24 protein-coding genes are annotated in these 24,300 nt (G+C 68.5%); 10 read left to right on the forward strand and 14 right to left on the reverse strand.

What is annotated here, in order from left to right:
* Positions 1-6 precede the first annotated feature (6 nt).
* From AC2YHJ_RS03720 to bfr, 5 genes are all read left to right on the forward strand, one after another.
* A complete protein-coding gene (locus AC2YHJ_RS03720; protein ID WP_487394043.1) occupies positions 7-1,572 on the forward strand; it encodes an ABC transporter substrate-binding protein in 1,566 nt (521 codons plus the stop codon).
* 55 nt (positions 1,573-1,627) lie between these two features.
* Positions 1,628-2,413, forward strand: coding sequence for an HpcH/HpaI aldolase family protein (locus AC2YHJ_RS03725; RefSeq protein ID WP_487394044.1), 786 nt, complete (start codon positions 1,628-1,630; stop codon positions 2,411-2,413).
* Positions 2,414-2,536: 123 nt separating this feature from the next.
* A complete protein-coding gene (locus tag AC2YHJ_RS03730) occupies positions 2,537-3,559 on the forward strand; it encodes a Fe(3+) ABC transporter substrate-binding protein (protein ID WP_487394046.1) in 1,023 nt (340 codons plus the stop codon).
* Between the two features lie 22 nt (positions 3,560-3,581).
* Positions 3,582-3,761: a (2Fe-2S)-binding protein gene (locus tag AC2YHJ_RS03735; protein ID WP_487394048.1), complete on the forward strand. Its 180-nt coding sequence runs from the start codon at positions 3,582-3,584 to the stop codon at positions 3,759-3,761.
* Between the two features lie 120 nt (positions 3,762-3,881).
* Positions 3,882-4,370: a bacterioferritin gene (gene bfr, locus AC2YHJ_RS03740; protein ID WP_487394049.1), complete on the forward strand. Its 489-nt coding sequence runs from the start codon at positions 3,882-3,884 to the stop codon at positions 4,368-4,370.
* A gap of 65 nt (positions 4,371-4,435) precedes the next feature.
* On the opposite strand, the gene AC2YHJ_RS03745 is transcribed toward bfr, so the two are convergent.
* A complete protein-coding gene (locus tag AC2YHJ_RS03745) occupies positions 4,436-6,103 on the reverse strand; it encodes an ABC transporter permease (protein WP_487394050.1) in 1,668 nt (555 codons plus the stop codon).
* 45 nt (positions 6,104-6,148) lie between these two features.
* Positions 6,149-6,967: a bestrophin-like domain gene (locus tag AC2YHJ_RS03750; RefSeq protein WP_487394052.1), complete on the reverse strand. Its 819-nt coding sequence runs from the start codon at positions 6,965-6,967 to the stop codon at positions 6,149-6,151.
* Positions 6,968-7,074: 107 nt separating this feature from the next.
* Here AC2YHJ_RS03750 and glcF point away from each other — a divergent pair, with 107 nt between their 5' ends.
* The 4 genes from glcF (at position 7,075) to AC2YHJ_RS03770 (ending at position 11,180) form a co-directional block, all read left to right on the forward strand.
* The gene (gene glcF / locus AC2YHJ_RS03755; RefSeq protein ID WP_487394053.1) at positions 7,075-8,391 is read left to right on the forward strand and encodes a glycolate oxidase subunit GlcF; all 1,317 of its coding nucleotides are present in this window, start codon (positions 7,075-7,077) and stop codon (positions 8,389-8,391) included.
* 47 nt (positions 8,392-8,438) lie between these two features.
* Positions 8,439-9,008 carry a tetratricopeptide repeat protein gene (locus AC2YHJ_RS03760; RefSeq protein WP_487394054.1) on the forward strand — a complete coding sequence of 190 codons (570 nt, stop codon included), beginning with the start codon at positions 8,439-8,441 and terminating at the stop codon, positions 9,006-9,008.
* 81 nt (positions 9,009-9,089) lie between these two features.
* The gene (gene ada / locus AC2YHJ_RS03765; protein ID WP_487394055.1) at positions 9,090-10,169 is read left to right on the forward strand and encodes a bifunctional DNA-binding transcriptional regulator/O6-methylguanine-DNA methyltransferase Ada; all 1,080 of its coding nucleotides are present in this window, start codon (positions 9,090-9,092) and stop codon (positions 10,167-10,169) included.
* Positions 10,170-10,238: 69 nt separating this feature from the next.
* On the forward strand, positions 10,239-11,180 hold the full coding sequence (locus AC2YHJ_RS03770) for a 2-hydroxyacid dehydrogenase (protein ID WP_487394057.1): 942 nt from the start codon (positions 10,239-10,241) through the stop codon (positions 11,178-11,180).
* 8 nt (positions 11,181-11,188) lie between these two features.
* Here the strand turns inward: AC2YHJ_RS03770 and AC2YHJ_RS03775 are convergent, their stop codons facing one another.
* The 3 genes from AC2YHJ_RS03775 to AC2YHJ_RS03785 all read right to left on the reverse strand — a co-directional run bounded on the left by AC2YHJ_RS03775 (position 11,189) and on the right by AC2YHJ_RS03785 (position 13,662).
* Positions 11,189-11,755: a transposase gene (locus tag AC2YHJ_RS03775; RefSeq protein WP_487394058.1), complete on the reverse strand. Its 567-nt coding sequence runs from the start codon at positions 11,753-11,755 to the stop codon at positions 11,189-11,191.
* A 152-nt stretch (positions 11,756-11,907) separates the two neighbouring features.
* Positions 11,908-12,585: a hypothetical protein gene (locus AC2YHJ_RS03780; RefSeq protein WP_487394059.1), complete on the reverse strand. Its 678-nt coding sequence runs from the start codon at positions 12,583-12,585 to the stop codon at positions 11,908-11,910.
* A 135-nt stretch (positions 12,586-12,720) separates the two neighbouring features.
* On the reverse strand, positions 12,721-13,662 hold the full coding sequence (locus tag AC2YHJ_RS03785) for a dienelactone hydrolase family protein (protein WP_487394060.1): 942 nt from the start codon (positions 13,660-13,662) through the stop codon (positions 12,721-12,723).
* Positions 13,663-13,921: 259 nt separating this feature from the next.
* Here AC2YHJ_RS03785 and AC2YHJ_RS03790 point away from each other — a divergent pair, with 259 nt between their 5' ends.
* Entirely contained in the window at positions 13,922-14,965 is a 1,044-nt protein-coding gene (locus AC2YHJ_RS03790) for a helix-turn-helix domain-containing protein (protein WP_487394061.1), read from the forward strand.
* Between the two features lie 301 nt (positions 14,966-15,266).
* On the opposite strand, the gene AC2YHJ_RS03795 is transcribed toward AC2YHJ_RS03790, so the two are convergent.
* The 9 genes from AC2YHJ_RS03795 to pyk form a co-directional block, all read right to left on the reverse strand.
* Positions 15,267-16,763 (reverse strand): arylsulfatase, encoded by a 1,497-nt coding sequence (locus tag AC2YHJ_RS03795; protein ID WP_487394062.1) that lies wholly within the window; start codon positions 16,761-16,763, stop codon positions 15,267-15,269.
* 65 nt (positions 16,764-16,828) lie between these two features.
* Complete coding sequence (locus tag AC2YHJ_RS03800; protein ID WP_487394064.1) at positions 16,829-17,269, reverse strand: YidH family protein; 441 nt, start codon at positions 17,267-17,269, stop codon at positions 16,829-16,831.
* Positions 17,270-17,304: 35 nt separating this feature from the next.
* A complete protein-coding gene (locus AC2YHJ_RS03805; RefSeq protein ID WP_487394065.1) occupies positions 17,305-17,811 on the reverse strand; it encodes a hypothetical protein in 507 nt (168 codons plus the stop codon).
* 454 nt (positions 17,812-18,265) lie between these two features.
* Positions 18,266-18,442, reverse strand: a complete 177-nt coding sequence (locus tag AC2YHJ_RS03810) for a pyruvate kinase alpha/beta domain-containing protein (RefSeq protein WP_487394066.1) — start codon at positions 18,440-18,442, stop codon at positions 18,266-18,268.
* Positions 18,443-18,506: 64 nt separating this feature from the next.
* A complete protein-coding gene (locus tag AC2YHJ_RS03815) occupies positions 18,507-18,872 on the reverse strand; it encodes a hypothetical protein (RefSeq protein WP_487394067.1) in 366 nt (121 codons plus the stop codon).
* The gene (locus tag AC2YHJ_RS03820) at positions 18,869-19,300 is read right to left on the reverse strand and encodes a hypothetical protein (RefSeq protein WP_487394068.1); all 432 of its coding nucleotides are present in this window, start codon (positions 19,298-19,300) and stop codon (positions 18,869-18,871) included. The genes AC2YHJ_RS03815 and AC2YHJ_RS03820 overlap by 4 nt, the downstream gene beginning before the upstream one ends.
* A 63-nt stretch (positions 19,301-19,363) precedes the next feature.
* The gene (locus AC2YHJ_RS03825) at positions 19,364-20,527 is read right to left on the reverse strand and encodes a metallophosphoesterase family protein (RefSeq protein ID WP_487394069.1); all 1,164 of its coding nucleotides are present in this window, start codon (positions 20,525-20,527) and stop codon (positions 19,364-19,366) included.
* Between the two features lie 383 nt (positions 20,528-20,910).
* Positions 20,911-22,278 (reverse strand): L,D-transpeptidase scaffold domain-containing protein, encoded by a 1,368-nt coding sequence (locus AC2YHJ_RS03830; RefSeq protein WP_487394071.1) that lies wholly within the window; start codon positions 22,276-22,278, stop codon positions 20,911-20,913.
* Between the two features lie 558 nt (positions 22,279-22,836).
* The gene (gene pyk, locus AC2YHJ_RS03835; RefSeq protein WP_487394298.1) at positions 22,837-24,270 is read right to left on the reverse strand and encodes a pyruvate kinase; all 1,434 of its coding nucleotides are present in this window, start codon (positions 24,268-24,270) and stop codon (positions 22,837-22,839) included.
* Positions 24,271-24,300 lie beyond the last annotated feature (30 nt).

A 24,300-nucleotide genomic window follows, 5' to 3' on the forward strand; every position in this document is an offset into this window, starting at 1 on the left:
CACCGCATGCGCTCCGCCTGCCTTGCCGCCATGCTGCTGGCCGCCGCTTCCCCCGCCTTTGCGCAGACGCTGACCGTGGGCCTTGCCACGCCGCCGACGGCGCTCGACCCGCACTACCATGCCCATGCGCAGTCGAGTGCGACTGCCGCCCATGTCTTCCAGACGCTGCACGCGCCCGACGCGGCCATGCAGCTCACGCCGCAACTGGCGACCGAGGCCGCCACGACCGACGGCATCGTCTGGGACATCCGCCTGCGCGAAGGCGTGCGCTGGCATGACGGCACGCCCTTCACGGCGGATGACGTCGCCTTCTCCCTCGTCCGCGCCGGCAATGTCCCGAACAGCCCGGGCAGCTTCGGCACCTATACGCGGGAGGTGCGGACGATCGCGGTGACGGGTCCGCACAGCCTGCGCATCACCGCTACCGCCCCTGCGCCGCTGCTCATGGCGAACCTGTCGAACATCTTCATCGTCTCCCGCCGCCATGGGGAGGGTGCCAGCACCGACGACTACAATTCCGGCAAGGCCATGGTCGGCACCGGCCCCTATCGCTTCGCCCGCTGGTCGGCTGGCACCGAGATCCACTTCACCCGCAACGACACCTATTGGGACGGGCGCGAGCCGTGGGACCGCGCCTCCTTCCGGGTCATCGCCAACAACACGGCGCGCACCGCAGCACTTCTGGCCGGCGATGTGGACGTGATCGCCGACATTCCCTCCACCGATGTGGCGCGGCTGCGCGCGGACCGGCGCTTCCAGGTCGTCACCGTCGCGTCGAGCCGCCTGGTCTTTCTCGGATTCGACCGCACCGATGAAGCTCTGACGACCGGCCATATCCGCGCCGCCGAGGGCGCGCCGGCGCTGACGCGCAACCCGCTCGGCGATGTGCGTGTCCGCCGTGCCCTGTCCATGGCGATCGACCGCCACGCCCTGGTCGATCGCATCAACGAAGGCCAGGCCATCGCAACGGGCCAGTTCCTTCCCGAGGGGTTCTTCGGCTTCTTCGCCGACATTCCGGTCGAGCGTGCCGACCTCGACGGCGCGCGGCGATTGCTGGCGGAGGCCGGCTATCCCAACGGCTTCCGCATCACGCTCACCACCTCCAACGACCGCATCGTCAACAGCGCGCGGATGGTGCAGGCCATTGGGCAGATGTGGACACGGATCGGCGTCGCCACCTCGGTCGAGACCATGCCGCACGCCATCTTCACCCCGCGACGCAACCGCTATGAGCTGCCCGTCTTCCTGTCCTCCTGGGGCAACCAGACGGGGGAGGCGCTCTACACGCTGGTGCCGCAGCTTGGCACGCGCGGGCAGGGCGGTCTCGGCAATGCCAACCGCATCCGCTACTCGAATCCCGAACTCGATCGGCTGCTGGTCGCCGCCGGCGCCGAGGTCGATGCGCCGCGGCGCCTCGCCCTGATCCGCCAGGCGACGGACCTTGCGCTCGCCGAGGCGATCATGCCGCCGCTCCTGCTCCAAGTGAACAACTGGGGCGCGCGGCAGGGCCTGGCCATGACGCCGCGCGTGGACCAGTACACGCTGGCGATGAGCGTCCGCCCCGCGGATTGACCGCCCCCGGCGCGCATGGTGCCGTGCCCGTGCTGCCAACACGGGAAACGCATCCATGCCGCTCGCACCCAACCTCGCCCGCCGTCGCCTGGAGAAGGGCGAACTCGCCCTCGGCTTCGGCGTCCATCACCTGCGCACGCCCGCGGTCGGCATGATCGCCGCCGCCGGCGGCTTCGACTGGCTGTTCATCGACATGGAACACGGCGCGATGAGCGTCGATGACGCCACGCGCATGTGCATGGCCGCGCTGTCCCAGGGCGTGACGCCGATCGTGCGCTGCTGCAAGGACGCACTGTTCGAGGGCACGCGCTGCCTCGACAACGGCGCGATGGGCGTGGTGGTGCCGCATATCGACACGAAGGAGGAAGCCGAGGCCGTGGTCCGCGCCTTCCGCTACCCGCCCATCGGCGAACGGTCCTGGGGCGGGCCGCCGGCGCAATACGGCTTCGTCGTGTCCGACACCGCCGCCGCGCAGGTGGAACTCAACAAGGAAATCCTGGTCTGCGTCATGATCGAAACGCCCGAGGCCGTGGCCAATGCGGATGCCATCGCCGCCGTCCCGGGCGTGGACAGCCTGATGATCGGCACCTCCGACCTCACGGCTTCGATGGGCATCGCCGGGCAGATCGGGCACCCGGATGTGCGGGCCGCCTACGCGAAGGTTGCCGCGGCATGCAAGGCGCACGGCAAGCACATGGGCATGGGCGGCGTGTATGATGAGAAGGTGGCGCCGGACTACATCGCGCTCGGCGCCCGATTCCTGCTGTCCGGGTCGGACCACGCCTTCCTGATGGCGGGCAGCGGGGCGCGGGCGAAGTTCCTGCGCGGCCTGCAGAAGTAGGCGACCGGGCGGGCAGGCGGGACCGGGTGGCCCCGCCTGCCGTTACATGCGAGGGCATTGCAACTGGACTTGCGAACGCCTCTCATCTGCGATACCTCGATGGCACCAGTCGCGAGGTCCTCGATGCTCCGTCGCCACCTGCTTGCCTTGGCCGTCATCGCCGCCCCTGCCGCAGCTTCGGCGCAGGCGCAGGAGGTGAACGTCTATTCCGCGCGGCACTACGACACCGACGCGCAGCTCTATGAGGCCTTCACCCGCGCGACCGGCATCCGCGTCCGCACCATCCAGGGTGATGCCGACCAGTTGGTGGCCCGCATCCAGTCCGAGGGCGCGAACAGCCCGGCCGACGTCTTCATCACGGTCGATGCCACGCGCCTTGCCCGTGCGGCGGAAGCCGGCGTCCTGCAGCCATACGCCATCCCGGCGGTGAACAGCCGCGTGCCGGCCGGCCTGCGCGACCCGAACGGTCTGTGGTTCGCCATTACCATGCGCGGCCGCGTCATCATGTACGACAAGCAGGCCGGTCCGCCGCCGGGCCTGACCCGCTACGAGGACCTGGCCGATCCACGGTTCCGCGGCCAGATCTGCGTGCGTGCCTCGAACCACCCCTACAACGTGGCGCTGGCGACCAGCCTGCTCGCCGCCGATGGCGAGGCCGCGACCGAGGCCTGGGCGCGCGGCGTCGCGGCCAACCTCGCCCGCCCGCCGCAGGGTGGGGATCGCGACCAGTTCCGCGCCATCCCCTCCGGCCAGTGCCGCATCGCGATCTCCAACACCTACTACCTCGGCCATGTCGGCAAGTCCGACCGTCCCGAGGACCGTGCGGTGTTCGAGCGCATCGGCGTGATCTTCCCGAACCAGGGCGCGGGCGACCGCGGCACGCATATCAACGTCTCCGGTGCCGCACTCGTGAAGACCGCGCCGCACGCCGCCGCGGCGCGCCGCTTCCTGGAATTCCTCGTCTCGGATGAGGCGCAGCGGATCGTTGCCCTGGGCAACATGGAATACCCCGCGGTGCCCGGCGCGCCGATGGACCCGATCCTGCAGCGCATGGGCGAGTTCCGCCCGGAATCGCTCGAATCGCTGCGCGACCCGGCCCGCGCGGCCCAGGCGCTGCAGATCATGCAGCGCGCCGGCTGGCGCTGAGCGACGAGGGCCAGCCGAAACCATGGTCGTCTGCCACTGCAATCGCCTGACCGCGGCGCAGATCGCCGCGGTCATCGCCGCCGGCGCCTCGCGTCCCGCGGAAGTCTATGCCGGCTGCGGCTGCGGCGCCCAATGCGGCTGCTGCTGCCAGACCATCCTTGGCCTGCTGCGTGCGGGCGACGGGGGCTGCAAGTCCAACTGAGAATGCGCCGCAAGTGCGTTGTCGAATGAAATCAATGGGTTGCTTGACATCCCGGGGTGCCGTCCCACTATTGTTGGGGAAGCGGCGCGCCGGGATGCGTCGCGTTGGATGGAGGCTGCCATGCTGCGCGACCCGAAGGTTGTCGAACACCTGAACACCCAGCTCACCAACGAGCTGACGGCGATCAACCAGTATTTCCTGCATGCTCGGATGCTGCGCCACTGGGGCGTGACCAAGCTCGGCAAGCACGAATACGAGGAATCGATCGAGGAGATGAAGCACGCCGATGCGCTGATCGACCGCATCCTGTTTCTCGGCGGCCATCCCAATGTGCAGCGGCTGAACCCGATCCTGACCGGGGAGGGCGTGCGCGAGATCCTCGAATGCGACCAGAAGCTCGAGGAAAAGGCGATCGCCGACCTGCGCGAGGCCATCGCCTATTGCGAATCCGTGCGCGACTACGTGTCGCGCGACCTCTTCGCCTCCATCCTGAAGGATGAGGAGCATCACGCCGATTTCGTCGACACCCAGTTCGACCTGATCGAGAAGATCGGCATCGAGCGCTACACGCTGCTCAACTCGGACGCGGCGCCCGACCAAGGGCACTGACCGCCGTCGCCGTAGGGCTATCGCCACCTCCGGAGGGACACGTCACGCCCCGCCGCGCCGCAGGTTCAGTCCTGCCGCCGCATCGCCCGCGTCAACGCCGCCACTGGCAACAGCCCGACGACGACGATCAGCAGTGCCGCGGTCGAGGCCTCGGCCAGCCTTTCGTCGGAAGCGAGGTTGTAAAGCCGCACCGCCAGCGTGTCGAAGTCGAAGGGCCGCACGATCAGCGTCGCCGGCAATTCCTTCATCGTGTCCACGAAGACCAGCACGGCGGCGGTCAGCAGCGCGCCGCGAGCGAGTGGCAGCTCAACCTCCCGCACCGCCTGGCCGGGTGAGCGGCCAAGCACCCGCGCGGCGGCGAACAGCGATGGCTTCAACCGCGCCAGCCCGGATTCCACCGCCGACAGCGCGACCGCCAGGAACCGCACGAGATAGGCGAAGATCAGGGCGACGATGGTCCCCGACAGGATCAGCCCGGTCGAGACGCCGAAGCTCTGCCGCATCCAGGCATCGAGCGCATTGTCGAAGACGCCGAAGGGCACCAGCGTGCCGACAGCGATCACCGATCCCGGCAGCGCATAGCCAAGTGCGGCGACGCGGTTCGCAGCCCGGCGTAGCGGGGCGGGATGCATGCGCGCCGCCCAGGCCATGATCCCCGCCAGCACCACCGCCAGCGCCGCGGTGATGCCCGACAGCACGAGCGAGTTGACCGCGAAGGGCAGGAAGCGCCGTGGATCGAGCGGGTCGCCCGTGGTCCCCGCCAGCCACGCCAGCGCGCCGGCCGGCACCACGAAGCCGAGCACCACGGGCATGGCGCAGGAGACCATCGCCGCGGCTTCCTTCCAGCCATGCAGCAGCACCGGCCGCAGCGGCGGATGGCGGGTGGTGGTCGGGTGGAAGCGCCGCCCGCCACGCGAGATGCGTTCGAGCCCGAGCAGCAGGAACACGCAGCCCAGAAGTGCGACCGAAAGCTGCGCCGCGGCGCCGCGATCCCCCATGCCGAACCAGGCCTCGTAGATGCCGGTGGTGAAGGTGCGGACGCCGAAATGCTGGACGGTGCCGAAATCGGCCAGCGTCTCCATCAGCGCAAGGCCGATGCCTGCGGCCAGCGCCGGCCGCGCCAGCGGCAGCGCGACATGGAGGAAGGTCCGTGGCAACCCATGCCCGAGCGTGCGGGAGGCTTCGAGCAGGCAGACGCTCTGCTGCAGGAAGGCCGCCCGGCACATCAGGTAGACATAGGGGTAGAGCACCATCGCCAGCATCACCGCCGCACCGGGCAGGGAGCGGATCTCGGGCATCCAGTACTGGCCGTAACGCAGCCCGGTCAGGTTGCGGAACGTCTCCTGCACCGGCCCCGCGACGTCGAGCAGCCAAGTGTAGACATAGCCATTGAGGTAGGCGGGCATGGCCATGGGCAGGAGCAGCGCGACCTCCAGCAGTCGTCGGCCGCGGAACTCGCAGGTCGAGACGATCCAGGCCGAGATCGCCCCGGCCGAGCCGGCCATGACGCCGACCAACAGAGCCAGCAGCGCCGAGTTGCGCAGCATCTCGGGCAAGGTGGTCGTGGCGATGTGGACGAAGCTTGCCCCTGGCCGGGTGGCGGCGGTCAGCACCACGGCGAGCATCGGCGCGGCGATCGCCGCGGCGACCGCGAAGGACCCCCAGGCCCAGGCCGGGGCGCGGCGGCGCCTCGGCGTGGCGGGGGTTTGATCGGCGGTGACGCTGCGAGCCATTCTCACCGCGCGATAGCATGCCCCGCCCCGGGGCGGGAGGGCGCGTCAGCGCGGCGGGGCCGGCGGGATGGTGACGCCGCCCTGGAAGCCCTGGATCGTCCATTCATAGGCATGGGTACCGATGCGGAAATTGCCGACCCGTGCCGAACCCATGTCCAGGATGACCGTCGTCGTGGCGGTCCACATGCCGATCATCAGCAGGGTGAGCATTCGCACCGGCCTCTGCCGCAGCCCGAGTTGGAATCCGAGGGCGGCCATGGACACCGCGCTCATGCCGATCAGCAGCCAGAACAACTGGGCCGGGAAGGTCAGGGCGAAGGCGAAGCGTTCGGCCGTGGCGAGATCGAAGGTGGTGTTGAGTGCATTCATCAGGGATGCGGCGACGGGGTCCGGGCGTTCCCGCACGATGGCGCTGAGGTGCCCCCAGATTTCGCTCTGCAGCGCGTTGGACCGCTGCGTCGTCCGTTCCACGGCGGTATCGAGGCGGCCGGCCCGCACGAAATCCCGCCGCTGAACCGCGTAGTCCTCGAGCAGGCGCGCCACCTCGGCGCCGCGCGGATGCCCGATCGCCTGCGCCTGCAGCCAAGCCGTGCCGATGGCATTGGCCTCGTCGAGCGTGCCCTGCCGCCGCTCCTGGAAACGGGTATTGGCAAAGGACAGCGTCAGGGCGAGCACGAAGGCGAGCATGCCCAGCATGCCACTGACCACCACGCCAACGCCTTCGCCCGCGCCGTCCTCCCGTTGGGCACGGCGGCGGCCAAAGACGTAGCCGACCTCCTTCGCCAGCACCTGGAAGAGGAGCAGCGCCAGCGCGAACAGCGCCACGCTGTGGCTGGCGAGCTCGACGACGGCCTCGGACAGCATGCGGCGATTCCCTCTTGGTCCTGGTCGGACGATAGGGGGCCGCGGCCCGGGCCGTCCATGTGCCCGCGCTGCTGGCAGGACGGGCCGCGCGGTCCTAGATTGACGGCATGCAGACGAATTTCTCGCCCGCGCAACTGGCCGATCCCGACACGGCGGAAAGCAACCGCATCCTGCGCACCTGCGTGCATTGCGGCATGTGCACGGCGACCTGCCCGACCTTCCTGCTGCTGGGCGACGAGCTCGATTCCCCGCGGGGGCGCATCTACCTGATCAAGGACATGCTGGAAGGCGACCAGCCGGCGACGGAGCAAGTGGTCCGCCACGTCGATCGCTGCCTGTCCTGCCTGTCCTGCATGACGACCTGCCCCTCGGGCGTGAACTACATGCACCTGGTCGACCACGCGCGGACCTATATCGAGCGCACCTACACAAGGCCCTGGCCGGACCGTGCGCTGCGCCGCGTGCTGTCCTTCGTGCTGCCGTATCCTTCGCGCTTCCGGCTTGCGCTGGCCGGGGCCTGGTTCGCGCGGCCCTTCGCGCGGCTGGTCCCGGGCCAGTCGGCCACGGCGGAGCGGCTGCGTGCCATGCTGCGGCTCGCCCCGGCCTCGGTGCCCGCGCCATCCGATGTCGAGCGCCCCCGCGTGCATCCGGCGATCGGTCCGCGCCGTGCCCGTGTCGGGCTGCTGACGGGTTGCGCGCAGCAGGTGCTGGCACCGTCGATCAACGAGGCGACGATCCGCCTGCTGACGCGCATGGGCATCGAGGTGGTGGTGACGAGGGACCAGGGCTGCTGCGGCGCGCTGGACCACCACATGGGCCGCCACGACCCGGCAATGCGCCTCGCCCGCGCCAACATCGCGGCCTGGAGCCGGGAGATGGCCGGGGACGGGCTGGATGCCATCGTGGTCAACGCCTCGGGCTGCGGCACCACGCTCAAGGACTACGGCCACATGTTCCGCGAGGAACCGGAGCGCGAGGCCGCAGCCAAGGTCGCGGCACTCGCCGCCGACATCAGCGAGGTGCTGACCCGCTTCGCCTATGCCCCGACGCGGCCAGCGCCGGGACTGACCGTTGCCTATCATGCCGCCTGCTCGCTGCAACACGGGCAGAAGATCACCAACGAGCCCAAGGCGCTGCTGAAGGCGGCCGGCTTCACCGTGAAGGAACCGGCGGAAGGCCACATCTGCTGTGGGTCCGCGGGCACATACAACCTGATGCAGCCGGAGATCGCCGGGCAGCTCAAGGCGCGCAAGCAGGCCAACATCGCGCGCACCGGGGCGGCGGTGATCGCCTCGGGCAATATCGGCTGCCTGACGCAGCTCGGCGACGGTGCCATCCCGGCGGTCCACACGGTCGAATTGCTGGACTGGATGGCCGGCGGCCCGGAACCCGCGGCGATCGCCCGGGTGCGAGCGGCGGCGTGAAGACGCGGCGCTTGCCCCGCCGTGCCGCGAGGGCCGAGCATGGCCCCATGCGCGCCGCCCTGATCGCCCTGCCGCTGCTGATCCTGCCCGGCCTGGCGGCGGCGCAGCCTGCGCCGAACCGCCAGCAGGAAAGCCGACGCGCTGAGCTCGACACCCTGTTCGAAAACCTGCGGACCGCCCTGGACGAGCCGTCGGCGATGATGATCGAGAACCGCATCCGGGCCATCTGGATCGAGGGTGCTTCGCCGGCCGCGGTGCTGCTGCTGCGGCGCGGCGCCCGCAACCTCGCCGCCCGCACGAATGACGAGGCGCTGGAAGACTTCGACGCCGCCCTGATCCTGAGCCCCAACAGCGCCGAGGCCTGGCACCAGCGCGCCCAGGCCTACGCCGCGATGGGCGATCCGGCCGCCGCCGCGCGCGACCTGCAGGAGGCGCTTCGGCTCGAGCCACGGCACTTCGGCGCCCTCCTCACCCTGTCCATGCTGCAGGAGGAACGCGGCGACGCCCGCGCTGCGCTGCGCAGCATGGAGGCCGCGCTGGCGGTGCACCCCAAGCTGCGCGGCGGCGCCGAACGCCTGCGCGAGCTGCGCCGCAAGGCGGAAGGCGACGCGACCTGAAAGCGCGCTACCGTCGGCCGTGCGCTTGCCGGCGCAACCGGCGGATGGCTGTCCCTTGTCACCCCATGTCATGGCTTTCCCATGCCCGATGACACCCGCATCCCGACCGATCCCGACGCCGCCCGCTGGGCGGCCGTGCTGGCCCGCGACCCCGAACCGGCGAGCGGCCCGTTTCTCTACGCCGTCACAACGCAGGGGGTGTTCTGCAGGCCGGGCTGCCCATCGCGCCCGCCGCTGCGCCGGAACACGCGCTTCTTCGCCGACGCCACGGCCGCCGAGGCCGAAGGCTTCCGCGCCTGCAAGCGATGCGACCCGAAGGGCGACCGCGCCGCGATCCACGCCGCGGCGATCCGCGCCGCCTGCGCCATGATCGAGGCAGCCGAGACCATCCCCTCCCTCGCAGCACTGGCCGACCGCGCCGGCTATGCGCGGCATCACTTCCTGCGGCTGTTCCGCGACATCACCGGCGTCACGCCGCGATCCTATGCCGAGAGCGTGCGGGCGCGGCGCCTGTCGGCCGCGCTGGCCGATGGCGCGCGCGTTGCCGATGCCGTGGCCGAGGCCGGCTTCGGCAGTGAGAGCCGTGTCTATGAAGACCCCGGCCGCGTGCTCGGCATGACGCCGGGTGCCGCGCGGCGCGGTGGCGCGGGGGAGGTGATCCGCGTCGCACTCGCCGACAGCGTGCTCGGCCCGCTGATGATCGGCGCCACGGAGGCCGGCATCTGCTTCATCGGCTTCGGCGAGGACGAAGCCGGCCTGCGCGGGGACGTGATGCACCGCTTCCCCCGCGCCGCCATTGAAGACGCGCCCGATGACCTGGCCGAGGCGATGCGCACGGTCGTCGCCTTCATCGCCGAACCCAAGGCCGCGCTCGACCTGCCACTCGACCTGCGGGGCACGGCCTTCCAGCGCCAGGTGTGGGAAGCACTGCGGGCCATCCCGCTCGGGGAGACGCGCACCTATGCCGGGCTTGCCGCCGAGATGGGCATGCCGCGGGCGACGCGTGCCGTCGCGCGGGCCTGCGCGCAGAACAAGGTGTCGCTCGCGGTGCCCTGCCATCGCGTGATCGGCAAGGATGGCGACCTGACCGGCTATCGCTGGGGGGTGGAGCGCAAGCGCGCGCTGCTGGCGGGCGAGAAGGCTGCGCGCGGGCGGGGTTGAGATACCGCGCGCGGCGTGGTCCGATGCGGGCAGGGGAGAGACACGCCGCAAGCCTTGGAGTGTCCCGCCATGTCCCCGCCCATCCTGCTCGCCATGCCACTCGCCACGCGGCTGCGTGATCGGCTGTCCACGCTGTATGACGTGCACGGCCCCTTCGCGCCGGTCATCCCGGCGGCGATCCCCGAGGCGGCGCGCGGCGCCCGCGCACTGATCACCATCGGCGGCCATCGCAACGACGCGGCGATGATGGATGCGCTGCCGGACCTCGGCCTGATCGCCTGCTACGGCACGGGGTTCGAAGGGGTGGACCTGGCCGAGGCCGCGCGGCGCGGCATCATGGTCACCCATGCGCGGGATGCGAACGCAACCTCCGTCGCGGAGTTCGCGATGGGCCTGGTGCTGGCCGCCGCGCGCGACATGGGCAAGGGCGAGCGCCTGCTGCGCGCGGGCAAGTGGCGCAGCATAGACAGCATGGGGCTGGTGCCGGGCCTCGCGGGACGGCGCATGGGTGTGTACGGGCTCGGTTCGATCGGGATGAAGATCGCGGCGCGCGCGGCGGCCTTCGAGATGGAGATCGGCTACCACGGCCGCGCGCCGAAGCCGGGCGTGGCCTATGCGTATCACCCGACGCTGCTCTCCCTGGCCGAATGGTGCGACGTGCTGGTGGTGGCGGTGCGCGCGAGTGCCGAGACGCAGCATGCGGTGAATGCCGATGTGCTGGCGGCGTTGGGGAAGAAGGGCGTGGTGGTGAACATCGCGCGCGGGTCGGTGATCGACGAGGCCGCGCTGGTCGAAGCCCTGGAGCAGGGGGTGATCCACGCCGCGGGGCTCGACGTGTTCGAGCATGAGCCGAAGATCCCGGAGCGGCTGCTCGCGGTGCCGAATGCGGTGCTGACGCCGCATGTCGCGGCCTTCACGACCCTGGCGCAGCGGGTGCAGCAGCAGCTGATGCTGGATGCGCTGGCCGCCTTCTTCGCGGGGCAGAGGCCGGAGAATGTAGTCGCCGCCTGAGCACGGCATCACGACCAGCCGAGGCGCAGTCGTCGCGGGATGTACTTGATGCCGCCGGCCATGCGGTGGAGGTGCTTCAGGGCCTTGATGTAGCCGAGATAGGCGGCGAAGTGCCGCGTCTGTTTCGGCGGGCTGGGCAGGCCCATGCGCCTGAGCTTTTCGGACAAATCGGGGTTGGGGAGCTTGTTCGGCGGCCCGTTCAGCGCGGCGAGGAAGCCCAGCCGGCGGATGAGGACGATGAAGCGGAGGCCGCGGAGCCGGACGGCGCGGCGGCAGGCGCGGAAGATAAGGGGTGCGATCTCGTTAAGCGGGTGTTTGGGATCGTTGTCCTTGATGGCGCGGAGGAGTTTCTCCCACACGCCGGCATGCGTCAGGCGACGAAAGTAGCGGGAGACAGTGTCGGGTTTGCCGTGTTCGGGCGGGAGGCAGCGCCAGGGGGCAGTGGTGCAGGCCAGGTGGAATATGGCGTTCATGCGACCGCGGAGGTCGCCGATCTGGCGGCCGGCGGGGGAGGCGGGGAGGATGTGGGGGAGGAGGGCGAGGAATTGGGTGGGGGTGAGGGGGTGGGGGTGCATGAGCCAGTGTATGCACATTGCAGTAAGAAAAGCAATATTTTCCTATATTGGCGAATCGCTTACGTGTCACGCGTCGGCTTTGGCCGAACGCTGCCGGAGCGCTTCAAGGAAGCTTGCCAAAGAAATCAGGAAGCGAGGTCTTCAATCGATGTTCATCGCCCGGCTTGCTGTCGCGGCAGCGGTCGAGCATCACTGGCCATCGCAACCCGGCAGCCTTCCGCGGCCATGACCGGCGCGTCACGGTCCGGCGTCGCACCCATGCCGCCCGCCGAGAACGCAAGCGCGTTGCAGAGCGCCGCGAGCCGCATTGGTACCTGACGCTCCTCGAGCAATGGCGAACCGACCACAAAGGCCGGCGCTCCGTTGCCAAGCGTGATCGCCGCGACGTAACGCGGACCATTCGCGCCGAGCAGGCTGGTGGCCGGTTCCCCGACGACGTCCAGCACCGCCGCGCCACCGCGGCCGTAGCCGATCACCACAACTGGCCCCGCGCCTATCGTGACGGTCATGGCGTCGAGTGCACCAACCGCAGCAGCCATGATGGTATCGTGTCCTGTCTGGATGGACTCGCAGGACGGCGGCACGAATTCCAGCACAGCCGCGCGTTCAGCGAGCAGCGCCGCCACGAGCTGGTCGCGCGTGGCATCGTGCATCGGTTCCGGCATCAGCAGAACCACCGCCCCGTCGCCGAGACTCCAAGCCGGCGGCAGGCTCAACAGCGCAGGCGCATGGCATCGCGGCGCTGCCGGCATGACGACGTCGAGGGCCTCGAAGGTCGTGAATTCATAAGCGGTGGCCGGACGAACGGCGAAACCAATGGCAAGCGCCATCGCGATGAAGTGGGGCCTCATCCTGGGGTTCCTCCTGTCGTGATCTCGACGTCATGGCCCCGCGCAGCGCGGGGAACTGGCTTGACCGCGGCGAACTCCAACGCGCCTCGCCGGGTGTGCGCCGCTCACCCGGGGTCACCGCCGCTGCGCCGCGAAGGCGGAAGCGAAGAAGCTCGCGGTTTGAGTGGCCGAAAGCGCCGCACCTTCCGGCCAGTAGCGCACTCCGAGCCGCCGGCCGGGCTGGCCTGGCCAGGGCAGGCTGGGCACCTCGTATTGGCCGGACGGCGCTAGGTCCCAGGCATAGCCGGCGCCGGCATACTGCACGCGGCGGACCGGCGCGGTGCGGGCGAGGCGGGCCGCCAGGCCGGTGCAGTCGGCGGGCGCATTGGCCGGATCCGCGTCGCCATGCAGTAGCAGGATTGGTGCTCGCGGCCCGTGGCCTTCCGTCGCGACCGTGGCGCAGCCCGGATAGAGCAGAACCAGCGCGGCAATGTGGTTGCCGAGGCCCGGCTCCGCAGCAGCCAGCGTCGCCACCTGTCCTGCGGCACCGAACGCAATGAGGCCGATCGCCGCGTCGGCGAAGCGCGGATCTTCGGCAAGGATGTCGATCACCATCCGCAGGCGCGCCAGCGCGGCGGCAGGTTCATCTACGCCCGCAGCAGGACCTCCGTCTTCGGCCGAGGTGTCCTGGAGGTCCAGATGGAGCACCGCGATGCCGGCCGCCGTAAGCTGTTCGGCGTAGTGCCAGCCGCGCGGGTCGATGCCCGTCGTGTCGTACAGCGCAATGACCAAGGCCGAATGCGCGGGTGGTGCACCCGCATCGGGCAGCCATAGCAGCCCTACATTGCGGAGAGCGTCAGGCCCATCCGCGAGGCCGGGGCCAGGCAGGATGAGCATGGTCGCGAGGGCGGCGGCGACGACCACATGAGCGATGGCCTGCCCGGCTTCCCGCGCGGCGTCGATCAGCGTCACGATAGGCCTTAGCCGATCGAACCAAGTCGTCATGACAGCGTGCCCGGGTGGGCAGGCGTCGCGCATGTCGTGGCCGTGGCGCGGCCAGCCGTCGGCGCGGGTCATTGCCGAACATCCCTTCCGGTATTCGATCAGGGCACCATTCCGCGAAGCGACACCCACTGTGGCGCCCACAGTTGGATCGATGCGGTCGTGTCACCGTTTATGCGTCGGGCGCCTGGCGTCGGGATACGGGCCGATGACGGGTCTGTGAGAAACCCGGTATCATCGCTGCAAATTGTGTATAAGTTCTGCCGAAACCGTCCGCGGTCGCGCCGCAGAGTGGCGTCGCACGGCTCCGAGAAGCAGATGGGAAGTGGGAGCCATGCCCTTCCGCGAGCACCAGATCGAACCTGAGAGACTGCCAGGCTTCGACGTCTTTCGTGTCAGCGATCCCTCGGAACTGGATACGAGCTCGCGCGTCAGCGAACGCTTTCCCGTATCCGGCCGCCTCTACAAGTACCGGCTGCGCGAACGGGCATTGTGGCGGATGCGCTTCGATCGACCGATCTTCGGCATGGCGACCCGCGCTGCGGGCTCGATCCTGGTGAGTTTCGGCGACAGCTGTTTCGCGACGGAGGTCAATGTCGACGGGGAAGAGGGCGATCTGTTCTGCGTCACCATGCCGCTGCGTGGGGCTTTCACCCTGATCCAGGACGGCGTTCCGGTGACCGGGTCGGAAAGCCAGGGCCTGGTATATCGCCCCGGCCCCCGGACACGGCTGCTGATCGGCGATGACAGCGCCCGGGGGAACGTCTTCGTCAGAGTCCGGGAGGTTGAGAAGGTGCTGGAGCACATGCTCGACGCGCGCCTTCGCAAGCCTCTCGAATTCAGGCCGCAGGGCGATTGGAGCGGAGGCCTGGCGGCGAGCCTGAAGCGCCAGCTCGATGGCGTGATGCATGAGTTCCGGCAATCGGGCGGAGTGGCCGGCAACGCCGTCGCGCTCGCCTCAATGACCGACTTTCTGGTCACGCTGGCCCTGCGAGCCTTGCCGCACAATTATTCCGAACAACTGGACGCCAGAATGGATGGTGCCGTTCCTACCTATGTGCGGCGGGCGGAGGATTTCATGCGTGCCAACTGCGCGGAGCCCATCCGCATCACGCATGTCGCTGCCGCGGCCGGATGCAGCCTTCGGACCTTGGGCAGCGTGTTCCAGCGTTTTCGCGGTACGACGCCGCTGGGGGCGTTACATGCGATCCGGCTGGAGCGGGTGCGTGAGGAGCTCGCCCATGGTGCGGCCGGTGGCTCGGTCGCTGCGGTCGCGCGTCGCTACGGCTTCACCAACGCTGCGCGGTTTGCAGTGGCTTTCCGGCGCCGCTTCGGCACGGCGCCCGCGGACGTGTCGCGCCGCGCATCGGGCTCATAACTTTGTCAATTTGCATGAGACGAGCTTCGCAACGGCACATGCTGTACGTCCGCATCGGGCGCAGGGCGGACCGACAACATTTGGCCGAAAGCCGACTGGCAGCTTTGGAGCGCGCGGAAGGCCGAAGCGGCCCCAGCCCAGCAAGCTGGCTCCCGGCACCAATACGATGGTGTCCGCCGCGAACTTCCTGTCCGCTTTCGGCCACCAATGGGCTGCCGCGAGGGTCATCGGGCCGCACGGTTCTCGTGCGGCCCATCCGCCCGATCTCGCCCATCAACGAGGTGGCGCGATCCAAGCCGACTTAGTGTGAGTGGCTCCCCGCCGCGTCCTGGAGGTGCCGCAGCACTTCGTCGAGGTTGAAGGCCGCGGGTTTCTGGCGCGGTGGGAATTGCTTGAAGGCGGTGATCTGGCCGGCGACGATCGCCTGCATTTCGTAGATCAGATAGGCGTGGGAAATCACCCAGTCCCAGTAGGTGTTCGAGCTTTCGTCGGCGCGCTCGAACGGGTCGCGGCGCAGGTTGAACATCTTCGGTGCGCGCAGCTTCACGAAGGGTTCGAACCAGCACATGAGCTGCTTCGCCCGCTGTTCCATCAGCACCAGTTTCCAATCGCCCATGCGCAGCGCCAGGATGTCGCCGTCGTCGCTGATGTAGAAGAAGCTGTGGCGGGGGCTCTCCTTCACCTCGCCCGCGAGGTAGGGCATCAGGTTGAAGCCGTCGATATGGACCTTGTAGGTGCGGTCGCCGGCGGCGTGGCCTTCCAGCAGCTTGGCGGAGATGTCCGGTTCGCCTGCGGCGGCGAGGAAGGTCGGCAGCCAATCCTGATGCGAGGCGACGCCGTTGTAGACGGAGCCTGGCTTGATGGTGCCCGGCCAGCGCACGAAGATCGGCACCCGCCAGCCGCCTTCCCAATTCGTGTTCTTCTCGCTGCGGAAGGGGGTGATGCCGGCGTCGGGCCAGCTGTTGTAGTGCGGGCCGTTGTCGGTCGAGTACATGACGATGGTGTCGTCGGCGATGCCGAGCTCGTCGAGCTTCGCGAGCATGGTGCCGATGTTCTCGTCATGGGCGACCATGACGTCGTTGTAGTCGCCCTGGCCGTTGCTCTTGCCCTTGTGCTTGGCCGCGCAGTGGGTACGGAAGTGCATGCCGGTGGTGTTGTACCACAGGAAGAAGGGCTTGCCGTCCGCGTGGGCCTTGTCGATGAAGGCGAGGGCCTTTTCGGTGACTTCCTCGTCGATGGTTTCCATCCGCTTCTTGGTTAGCGGGCCGGTGTCCTCGATGGTCTGGCCGCCCTTGCCGTCCGACTTGCAATGCAGGACGCCGCGAGGGCCGAAGCGCTTCTTGAAGGCGGGATCGCGAGGGTAGTCGGGGTCTTCGGGCTCTTCCTCGGCGTTGAGGTGGTAGAGGTTGCCGAAGAACTCGTCGAAGCCGTGCATGGTGGGCAGGAATTCGTCGCGGTCGCCGAGGTGGTTCTTGCCGAACTGGCCGGTGGTGTAGCCGAGCGGCTTGAGCAGGACGGCGATGGTGGGGTCCTCGGCGCGCAGGCCGAGGTCGGAGCCGGGCATGCCGACCTTGGTCATGCCGGTGCGGATGGGGTTCTGGCCGGTGATGAAGGCGGCGCGGCCGGCGGTGCAGCTCTGCTGGCCGTAGTAGTCGGTGAAGGTGCAGCCTTCCTTGCCAATGCGGTCGATGTTGGGGGTCCAGTAACCCATCTGGCCGCGATTGTTGTAGCTGATGTTCCACCAGCCGATGTCGTCGCCCCACAGGATGAGGATGTTGGGCTTGCGCGTTCCAGCCATGAGAGTCTCCGTTGTTGGGTCCCGGGCGGGGATTACTCGTCGCGCCGGTTGGTCCGGCGTCGACGTCAGACCATGCGCAGCAGAACGGCCATGAAGGCGAAGAGGCCGATGCCGGTGAGCAGGATCGCGACGGCAGCGAGGGGGGAGTGCTTCCCCTCCTTCGTCATGCCGGCGATGGCGGCGTAGGAACCGCTGCGGAGGTAGCGGATGGTCCACCAGTACTGCCACAGGGAGACGAGCAGCGAGCCGATGCCGGCGGCGATCAGCGCCAGGCCGAGGTAGCGCGGGGCCTCCGGGTGCGCGGCGGGCTGGACTCCCGGCAGATGCTGGAAGTGTTCGAGGAACTGGACGATGGCGAAGCCGAAGCCGATCAGCGACACGGCGGTGCGGACCCAGGACAGCATGGTGCGCTCGAGAGCGAGGCGCGTGCGGATCCAGGCGAAGTGACTGTCCGACGTCACCCGGACGTCGAACCGGCCGGCGGCGCTGTGCTCAGATTCGGTCACGGGGGATGTCCTTCGGATGAACGGTTGGACAACGGCTAGGGGGTGGTCGGTCCGGAGGTGGGGGCGATCCAGCGGCGGGCGATGCGGCCCGTCAGGCCGCGCACCACCACATAGGGAAGGACGGCGAGCATCAGGGCGATGATGACCGCCTCGTTCGGGTAGAAGGTTTTCAGGACGAGCGCCTGGTAGACCATGTCCATGACGATGCCGAGCAGGACGATGCGCGCCGTCGAGTTCAGGCCTTCGCGGAGATGCGCGACGCGGTTGTGCCGTTCGCGGAGCATCGAGGAGAAGTAGGGGGTGTGCCCGGCACGCGCGTCCTGCAGCCCCTGGCGCAGGCCGGCGAGCGCGGCCATGGCTGGCTGCAGGATGAAGCGGAAGGAAATCGGCCCGTCGGGGCGCTCGACCATGTCGTGCCAGATGCGCTGGAAGGTCGCGACGGTGATGCCGTGCCAGACGATGCCGACGACAATCAGGATGGCGGCGAGAACCAGAACCAGCTTCGCCGTGATGCCAAGGCCTGGCGGTCGAGCGTCTGCCATGGCGGTGCCCCGATCCCAAGCCCTTAACCGTGCTTGCCAGCAAAAAGCGCAGCGCGAGTTACCTTCACGACCCTTGCCGCAAACCAAGCCGCGGAATGGGTACTATGAAAATGCGCCGACGTCCATCTCGACACGAATTTGCAATGAAAAATGCCCCAATGTGGGACCTTGCATGTCGGGGCTGATGAGCCGGCCGGGACCGGGTTGAGCTCCTGTCGATGGCCAAAGGCAGAACTGCAGCTTCCAGTGCTCGGTCAATGTGCGTCGCATGGCGGATCTGGGCGCAAAGCGGAATCTCTGTTCGACCACTTCGAACCAAAACAGGGATGGGCCCTACCGTCCGACCCGTACGGCAGATTAACAAACCGAAGGTGCAGGAAACTGAGTTTCCTGCCGTGGTGCAGAGGCAGAGCCCCTGCGTCTTGCGCGCTCGCAACCGGCGCAACCCGCCCCTTCACTTCACCACCGCCACCCGCAGCGCCTTCGTCGCCGCTGGCCTTTCGAACGGCACGCCGGCCGTCACCAGCACCTCGGCTCCCGTCTTGGCGAAACCTTCGGTTCGCGCCGCCTTCACCGCGCGGGCAACCATCTCGGTCACGGAGTGGATTTCGCTGACCTCCAGCGAGTGCACCCGCAGATCACCGCCATGCGGCGTGCTGCCTCGGCGGAGCGGCCCTCGCTGGCCGAATGGGTTGCTAGAGCCGAAACCAAGGCATCGTCAGGTAAACGCAAGCGGCCATGGCAACGATGGGCACGATCCAGAGGCAGGCCGACCAGAAGCGCCGCCCCAATCCGCCTGGCCAGCATGCCGCGACCAAGCCGAACAGCATCGCGCCGAGCGCGGCCGTTGCGGTCCAGCCGTACCAGTACATCGCCGGGGCAAGGAACGACATGGAAGGGGCGACGACATCGCGTGGACGGTGCGTGCCAGCCAGTACGATTCCGAGCGAGGGAAAGACCGTGAAGAGCGCGAGATCGAATTTGAGCGCGAGCACGTAGATGGGGCCGAACGCGATCCCGCACGCGAAGGCGAAGCGCCGGACCCAGGGTGCGGACGTCACGGCCTGAAGCCCATGATGTTGTTCACCACATGCCCGATCAGGAACCCCCACCAGACGGTGAAGGCAAGGATTGCCGTCAGCGCGCGACGCGTCAGGTCGGGATCATCCGGCCTGGGCCGCCGCCAGCACAGCCAGTAGGCCGGCAGCAATGCCAGCCCGATCGAGATGAAATGCTCCTTGAGGTCGAAGAGGCCGAGGGCGGTCCACTGCGCGGCGCGCTCCATGTCGGGCCTGATGTCGACACGGAAGTACAGGTACACGATCGCGCCCAGCAGGGCGGACAGCAGGTAGAGAACCACGACCGCGTTGGCGAAGTGCGCGGGCGGCACGGTGCGGAAGCGGCCGAAGAATGTGACAGGTCGTGCGCCCGCCGACGCCCATGCCGCCAAGGCCTGGTGGGTGATCGCGCCGAGCAGCGCGACCGCCACCAGACCGTGAACGATCAGGAGTGCTGTCGCCACGCGCTCACCTGGGGCGCAGATCCCGCTCGATCACGTAAACAGCTCAACCGTACCGAAGGGCTCGGACGACCAGGGGCGGAAGCGGTTCAGCGTGAATTTGGTTCTCTGGCCCGGTTCGACGTCGACCAGGCAGTAATTGTACTCCTCCTTGGGCGGCTGGCCCCGCCAGTAGAGGTCTGGCGGGTAGTCCGCCGGCACCCTGATGGCCGTGCGGCCCGGCAAGATCGGATCCTGCTCGGCACCACCGCCGCCCAGCAGCAGGTACTTCACGCCGTCCACGTCGTAGATCTCGGTCGTGTGGACGTGTCCGTTGAAGACGATGACTTCCATGTCCCGTGCGTAGGACGCGATCACACGGTGCGGATTGTCCGCAGCGGGAATGGCGCCCATGCCCGACCGCGCGAAGACAGGGTTGTGGAAGGTGATGAAAGCCCTGCGCAGTCCCTGTGCCTTGGCATCGTCCAGCCATTGCCGCATCTGCTGCATCTGCTCGGCATAGATCGGCCGATCGGCATCCCACTGCGAGGGCGAGCGATAATCGTACTTGCCGCTCCAGAGGAAGATGAAGCGGGAGTCCTTGAAGTCGAACTTGTAGATCAGGCGGTCGGGCGTCACGCCAAGCGGCCGCAAATACGGCACGGCCGACAGCACGCCGTCGATCCTGGGATCGCCCCAGACCTCGTGATTGCCCACGCCGATGAACCAGCGCCCTTCGAGGCCGGCTGCGCGCATCTCGGCATCCGGGGGCGGCAGTTGCGCCAGCAAGGTGTCGTTGATGCGCCTCCAGTAGGGGCTTTCCGTCACTGTGCGACCCTGGTTTCCCCACCAGACGACGTCGCCGGCGTTGATCGCGAATCTGGCACGCCCGCTGCGGATATCCCTGACGAGCTCGCGCGTGACCCAATCGCCGCCCTGAAGGCGGAAGATCGTCCGGTGCACGCCGGGCAGCAGGCGCCTGTCCTCGACCGAGGCTTCGGTGACCCAGCCCTGATGGAAGGTCAGCGTCATGACCTCGCTTCGGGTTTCGAAGGGCATGACGATCTGGATCAGCTCGCCGGTGGCGGGGTCGAAGGTCGTTCGCACGTCTCGCCGCACCACGGCTTCGGCGACCCTCTCAGGCAGCACCAATCCGAACATCTCGGTCAGCAGTTGTGTGACCTCGGGTTGGCCGTTGCGGTAGGGCAGGTACATCATCGGTCGAGAGTCGCCGTAGGCGACGAAGGAGAACCTGGCTTCGCCCGTGGCGCCCGAACCCTGCGCCGCCGCGCGGGGGGCTCCAAGCAGGCCTGGCACCAACGGCACGGCCGCCAGCGCCGCGGCGAAGCTTCGCCGCGATGTGGAATTCACGACCATTGTTCTGATGCTCCGCGACATTGAGGCCACGTGCGTGGAATGGTGCGCACGGAGAATGATCCGGTGCGGCGGCGACGTCGAACGGAATCGAGACGTCTAACGGATTCTACATGGAGGCTGGGCGCCGCCGTCTCGCCCACGCCACAGCCCAACAGATCGAAGGTACAGGAAACTGAGTTTCCTGCCGGGGTGCAGGGGCAGGGCCCCCGCGTCTCACCGCGCCTTCACGCCCGCCTCTGCAACTGCCGCCAGATATCACCGTCGCGGTTGTAGAAGTCCGGGCGGAACTCCAGCGCTCCGGCGGCACCCGTGAAGGCGGTCTGGTAGGTCACGAAGACCGGCACCGGCGCCGGCAGGTTGTTGCGGGTGGTGCTGCCCATCGCGATGCCCTGGTTGATCGCGTCGATCGGCTGCTGCATCAGCAGGGCGGCGAGCTCGAGCGGGTTCTGCACGCGGATGCAGCCGTGGCTGATGCGGCGGTTGCCGCGGTTGAACAGGTGCCTGTCGGGCGTGTCGTGCAGGTACACGTCGAAGCGGTTCGGCATGTCGAACATGATCTGCCCGAGCCCCGCGGTCGGCCCCGGCAGTTGCTCGACCTCCCCATTGTCGCGCAGGACCATGTTGTTCCGCGCCAGGTAGTCCGGGTCGCGGTCGAGCCGCGGCAGGATTTCCGCGGTCACGATGTCGCGCGGGATGACCCAGGGCGGGTTGAAGAAGCTGGCCTCGATGCTGGTGCGGAATTCGGGGCTCTGATTGCGCGGCGCGTCGTCGCCGACGATGATCCGCGTCGAGAAAACCGGGCGGTCCGCGCGATAGAGATCCAGCCGCTGGTCGGCGACATTGACCCAGACGCGGTCCGCCGGCAGCGGCCGCGGCAGCCAGCGTTGGCGTTCAAGATTGACCGCGATCTGGCGATCGAGGTTGATCGCAAGCTGGCGCATGCGAAACGCCTGGGCGATCGCGCGTATGGGGATGATGGGGCGGGTTCGCCGCAGCGCGTCGCGCAGCGCGCGGTAGGTCGGCGTGGCCGGTGCCAGCGCCTCGATCGCCGCCACCGCGTCGGGGCTATCGATTGCTGCATTGAGCGTGTCGGCGACATCGACCGGTTCGGGTGTCAGCGTCTCCCCGTCCCGGCGGCGTTCGACCGGCACGGCGCCGGAGGACAGCGCGCCGGCATAGGCCATGAAGGCGTCGGACAGCAGCATGTCGCGGCGCAGCGCCGGGAAGGTGGCGCGGCGGCGCAGCAGGCTGGCGTGGAACAGCTCCGGGTCCAGCCCGTGGTCGGCGGCGCGCAGCACCAGGTTCACCAGGGCATCCGCCTGGTCGGGCCGCCTTGTCCAGACGGCGCGGAAACCGTGGGGCGCGTAAAAGCGTCGCAGCAGCTCGGCATTCAGTTGCTGGCCGCCGACGACGAATTCGGACGGGTCGCCACCGGCGTTGCCGGGGTTGGGGCGGGGTTGCGAGGTTGGCCGGGTGATCGCCTCGCGCTTCGGCGTGGTGCCACAGGCGGCGAGGGCGCATGCCGCAGCCAGCGCGAGCGGGGCGCGCGCCACGGTCCTGCGTCGCGATACCTGAAGCGGATCGGTGGTCATTTGCTCGTCCTGATCAGGACCGATCCTGCATCGCAGCGCGCCCAATAGTGCGACTCCTTGAAGATAGCGGACTCACGCAACTGATAGTTTGACTTCGCACCAAGAATTGCCCTTCAATCATGCTGTGTCCATGAGCCATCGAATTATGGAGAATCAGATGAGCGTCCCTTCGAAGCTGGTGGCCGTGATGACCATCCTGGTCCCCGTCGCGCTCCTCGGGGCGTGCGCGCAGCAGCCGCCGCCGCCGGCGCCGGTTCAGGCAGCGCCGCCGCCGGCTCCGGTTCCAGCAGCGCGCGGCTGAATGGCGGCGCGCCGTAGGGTGCGCCTGTCTTGACGGCTGAATCATAATTTCTGCGAGCGTCTTTCCGCGATCAGGTGCGTGCACCTGATCGCGGTTTGCTTTGGGGCGAGGCGGTAGAGCCCCCCCCCGCGTATGGCGCCTTGCTGATGCATGGGCGCCGCAGCGCCGCCGGAACGACAGCCTGACAATCCGAAGGTGCAGGAAACAGAGTTTCCTGCCTGGGTGCAGGGGCAGAGCCCCTGCGTCTCAACGCGCCATCACTTCACGATCGCAACCCGCAGTGCGTTCGTCGTCCCTGGTGTGCCGAACGGCACGCCGGCCGTCACCACCACTTCATCCCCGGTCTTGGCGAAGCCTTCGGTCTGTGCGGCCTTCACCGCGCGGGCGACCATCTCGGTCATGGAGTGGATCTCGCTGACCTCCAGCGAGTGCACCCCCCAGATCACCGCCATGCGGCGTGCTGTCTCGGGCGACGCGGTCAGGCCCAGGATCGGGCAGTTCGGCCGCTCGCGGGCGACGCGCAGCGTGGTCGATCCGGTGGAGGAGAAGGTGGCGATCACCTCGGCTTCCATCGTCTCGGCCACCTGGCGGGCGGCGGTGGCGATCGCGCCGGCGCTGGTGCGTTCGGGGGTGGGGCGGGATGCGTCGGTGATGCGCCGCCAGTCGGGGTCCTGTTCCACGCGGGCGACGATGCGGTCCATCATGTTGACCGCCTCGTAGGGGTATTGGCCGGCAGCGGTCTCGGCGGACAGCATCACCGCATCCGCCCCGTCGAAGACCGCGGTACCGACATCGGAGACCTCGGCGCGCGTCGGGCTCGGCGCGGTGATCATCGATTCCAGCATCTGCGTCGCGACGACCACGGGCTTGCCGAGTGCGCGCGCGGCGCGGACGATCCGCTTCTGGACGAGGGGAACCTCCTCGGGCGGCAGTTCGACGCCGAGGTCGCCGCGCGCGACCATCACGCAATCGGTCAGGGCCAGGATGCCGTCGAGGTTCTCGACCGCCTGGGGCTTTTCCATCTTCACCATGACCCAGGCGCGGCCATCGGCGATGCGCTTGGTCTCGGCGACGTCCTCGGGGCGTTGCACGAAGGACAGGCCGATGTATTCGATGCCGAGCGGCAGCACGAAATCGAGGTCCGCGCGGTCCTTCTCGGTCAGCGCGGGGATGGGCAGCGCGACATCGGGGACGTTGACGCCCTTGCGGTCGGACAGCGGGCCACCGACCACGACTTCCGTTTCCAGGTGATCGGGCCGGGTGCGCGTGACGCGCAGCCGCAGCTTGCCGTCATCGAGCAACAGGGTGGTGCCGATCTGCGCGGCGGCGATGATTTCCTTGTGCGGCAGGTTGACGCGGCTGACGTCGCCGGGCGTGGGGTTGAGGTCGAGCCGGAAGGTCTGGCCGGTCTGCAACTGCACGCGGCCCGCCTGGAACTTGCCGACGCGCAGCTTCGGGCCTTGGACGTCGGCGAGGATGCCGATGGGCCGGCCGACGCGCCGTTCGACCTCGCGGATCATGTCGATGCGCGCGGCGTGATCCTCGTGGCTGCCATGGGAGAAGTTGAGCCGGAACACATCGGCGCCGGCGCGGTACAGGCGCTCGATCACCTCGATGGTGGAGGAGGCAGGGCCAAGCGTCGCGATCACCTTGGTGCGGCGGCGGCGGCGCAGGGCGGGGCGGGCGACCATTCGGACGTATCCTTCCGGCTTCGGGGCGGG

Source organism: Roseomonas sp. SRI_022 (assembly GCF_057586215.1).

Excerpts from the sequence above, each read along its gene's own strand:
- AC2YHJ_RS03760 (WP_487394054.1), top strand. The coding sequence starts at position 8,439 with ATGCGCGCCGCCCTGATCGCCCTGCCGCTGCTGATCCTGCCCGGCCTG.
- AC2YHJ_RS03735 (WP_487394048.1), top strand. The coding sequence starts at position 3,582 with ATGGTCGTCTGCCACTGCAATCGCCTGACCGCGGCGCAGATCGCCGCG.
- AC2YHJ_RS03805 (WP_487394065.1), bottom strand. The coding sequence starts at position 17,811 with ATGGCAGACGCTCGACCGCCAGGCCTTGGCATCACGGCGAAGCTGGTT.
- AC2YHJ_RS03790 (WP_487394061.1), top strand. The coding sequence starts at position 13,922 with ATGCCCTTCCGCGAGCACCAGATCGAACCTGAGAGACTGCCAGGCTTC.
- AC2YHJ_RS03785 (WP_487394060.1), bottom strand. The coding sequence starts at position 13,662 with ATGACCCGCGCCGACGGCTGGCCGCGCCACGGCCACGACATGCGCGAC.
- AC2YHJ_RS03780 (WP_487394059.1), bottom strand. The coding sequence starts at position 12,585 with ATGGCGCTTGCCATTGGTTTCGCCGTTCGTCCGGCCACCGCTTATGAA.
- AC2YHJ_RS03745 (WP_487394050.1), bottom strand. The coding sequence starts at position 6,103 with ATGGCTCGCAGCGTCACCGCCGATCAAACCCCCGCCACGCCGAGGCGC.
- AC2YHJ_RS03830 (WP_487394071.1), bottom strand. The coding sequence starts at position 22,278 with ATGACCACCGATCCGCTTCAGGTATCGCGACGCAGGACCGTGGCGCGC.
- AC2YHJ_RS03795 (WP_487394062.1), bottom strand. The coding sequence starts at position 16,763 with ATGGCTGGAACGCGCAAGCCCAACATCCTCATCCTGTGGGGCGACGAC.
- AC2YHJ_RS03750 (WP_487394052.1), bottom strand. The coding sequence starts at position 6,967 with ATGCTGTCCGAGGCCGTCGTCGAGCTCGCCAGCCACAGCGTGGCGCTG.
- AC2YHJ_RS03720 (WP_487394043.1), top strand. The coding sequence starts at position 7 with ATGCGCTCCGCCTGCCTTGCCGCCATGCTGCTGGCCGCCGCTTCCCCC.
- glcF (WP_487394053.1), top strand. The coding sequence starts at position 7,075 with ATGCAGACGAATTTCTCGCCCGCGCAACTGGCCGATCCCGACACGGCG.
- bfr (WP_487394049.1), top strand. The coding sequence starts at position 3,882 with ATGCTGCGCGACCCGAAGGTTGTCGAACACCTGAACACCCAGCTCACC.
- AC2YHJ_RS03725 (WP_487394044.1), top strand. The coding sequence starts at position 1,628 with ATGCCGCTCGCACCCAACCTCGCCCGCCGTCGCCTGGAGAAGGGCGAA.
- AC2YHJ_RS03770 (WP_487394057.1), top strand. The coding sequence starts at position 10,239 with ATGTCCCCGCCCATCCTGCTCGCCATGCCACTCGCCACGCGGCTGCGT.
- AC2YHJ_RS03825 (WP_487394069.1), bottom strand. The coding sequence starts at position 20,527 with ATGATGTACCTGCCCTACCGCAACGGCCAACCCGAGGTCACACAACTG.
- AC2YHJ_RS03730 (WP_487394046.1), top strand. The coding sequence starts at position 2,537 with ATGCTCCGTCGCCACCTGCTTGCCTTGGCCGTCATCGCCGCCCCTGCC.
- AC2YHJ_RS03775 (WP_487394058.1), bottom strand. The coding sequence starts at position 11,755 with ATGCACCCCCACCCCCTCACCCCCACCCAATTCCTCGCCCTCCTCCCC.
- pyk (WP_487394298.1), bottom strand. The coding sequence starts at position 24,270 with ATGGTCGCCCGCCCCGCCCTGCGCCGCCGCCGCCGCACCAAGGTGATC.
- ada (WP_487394055.1), top strand. The coding sequence starts at position 9,090 with ATGCCCGATGACACCCGCATCCCGACCGATCCCGACGCCGCCCGCTGG.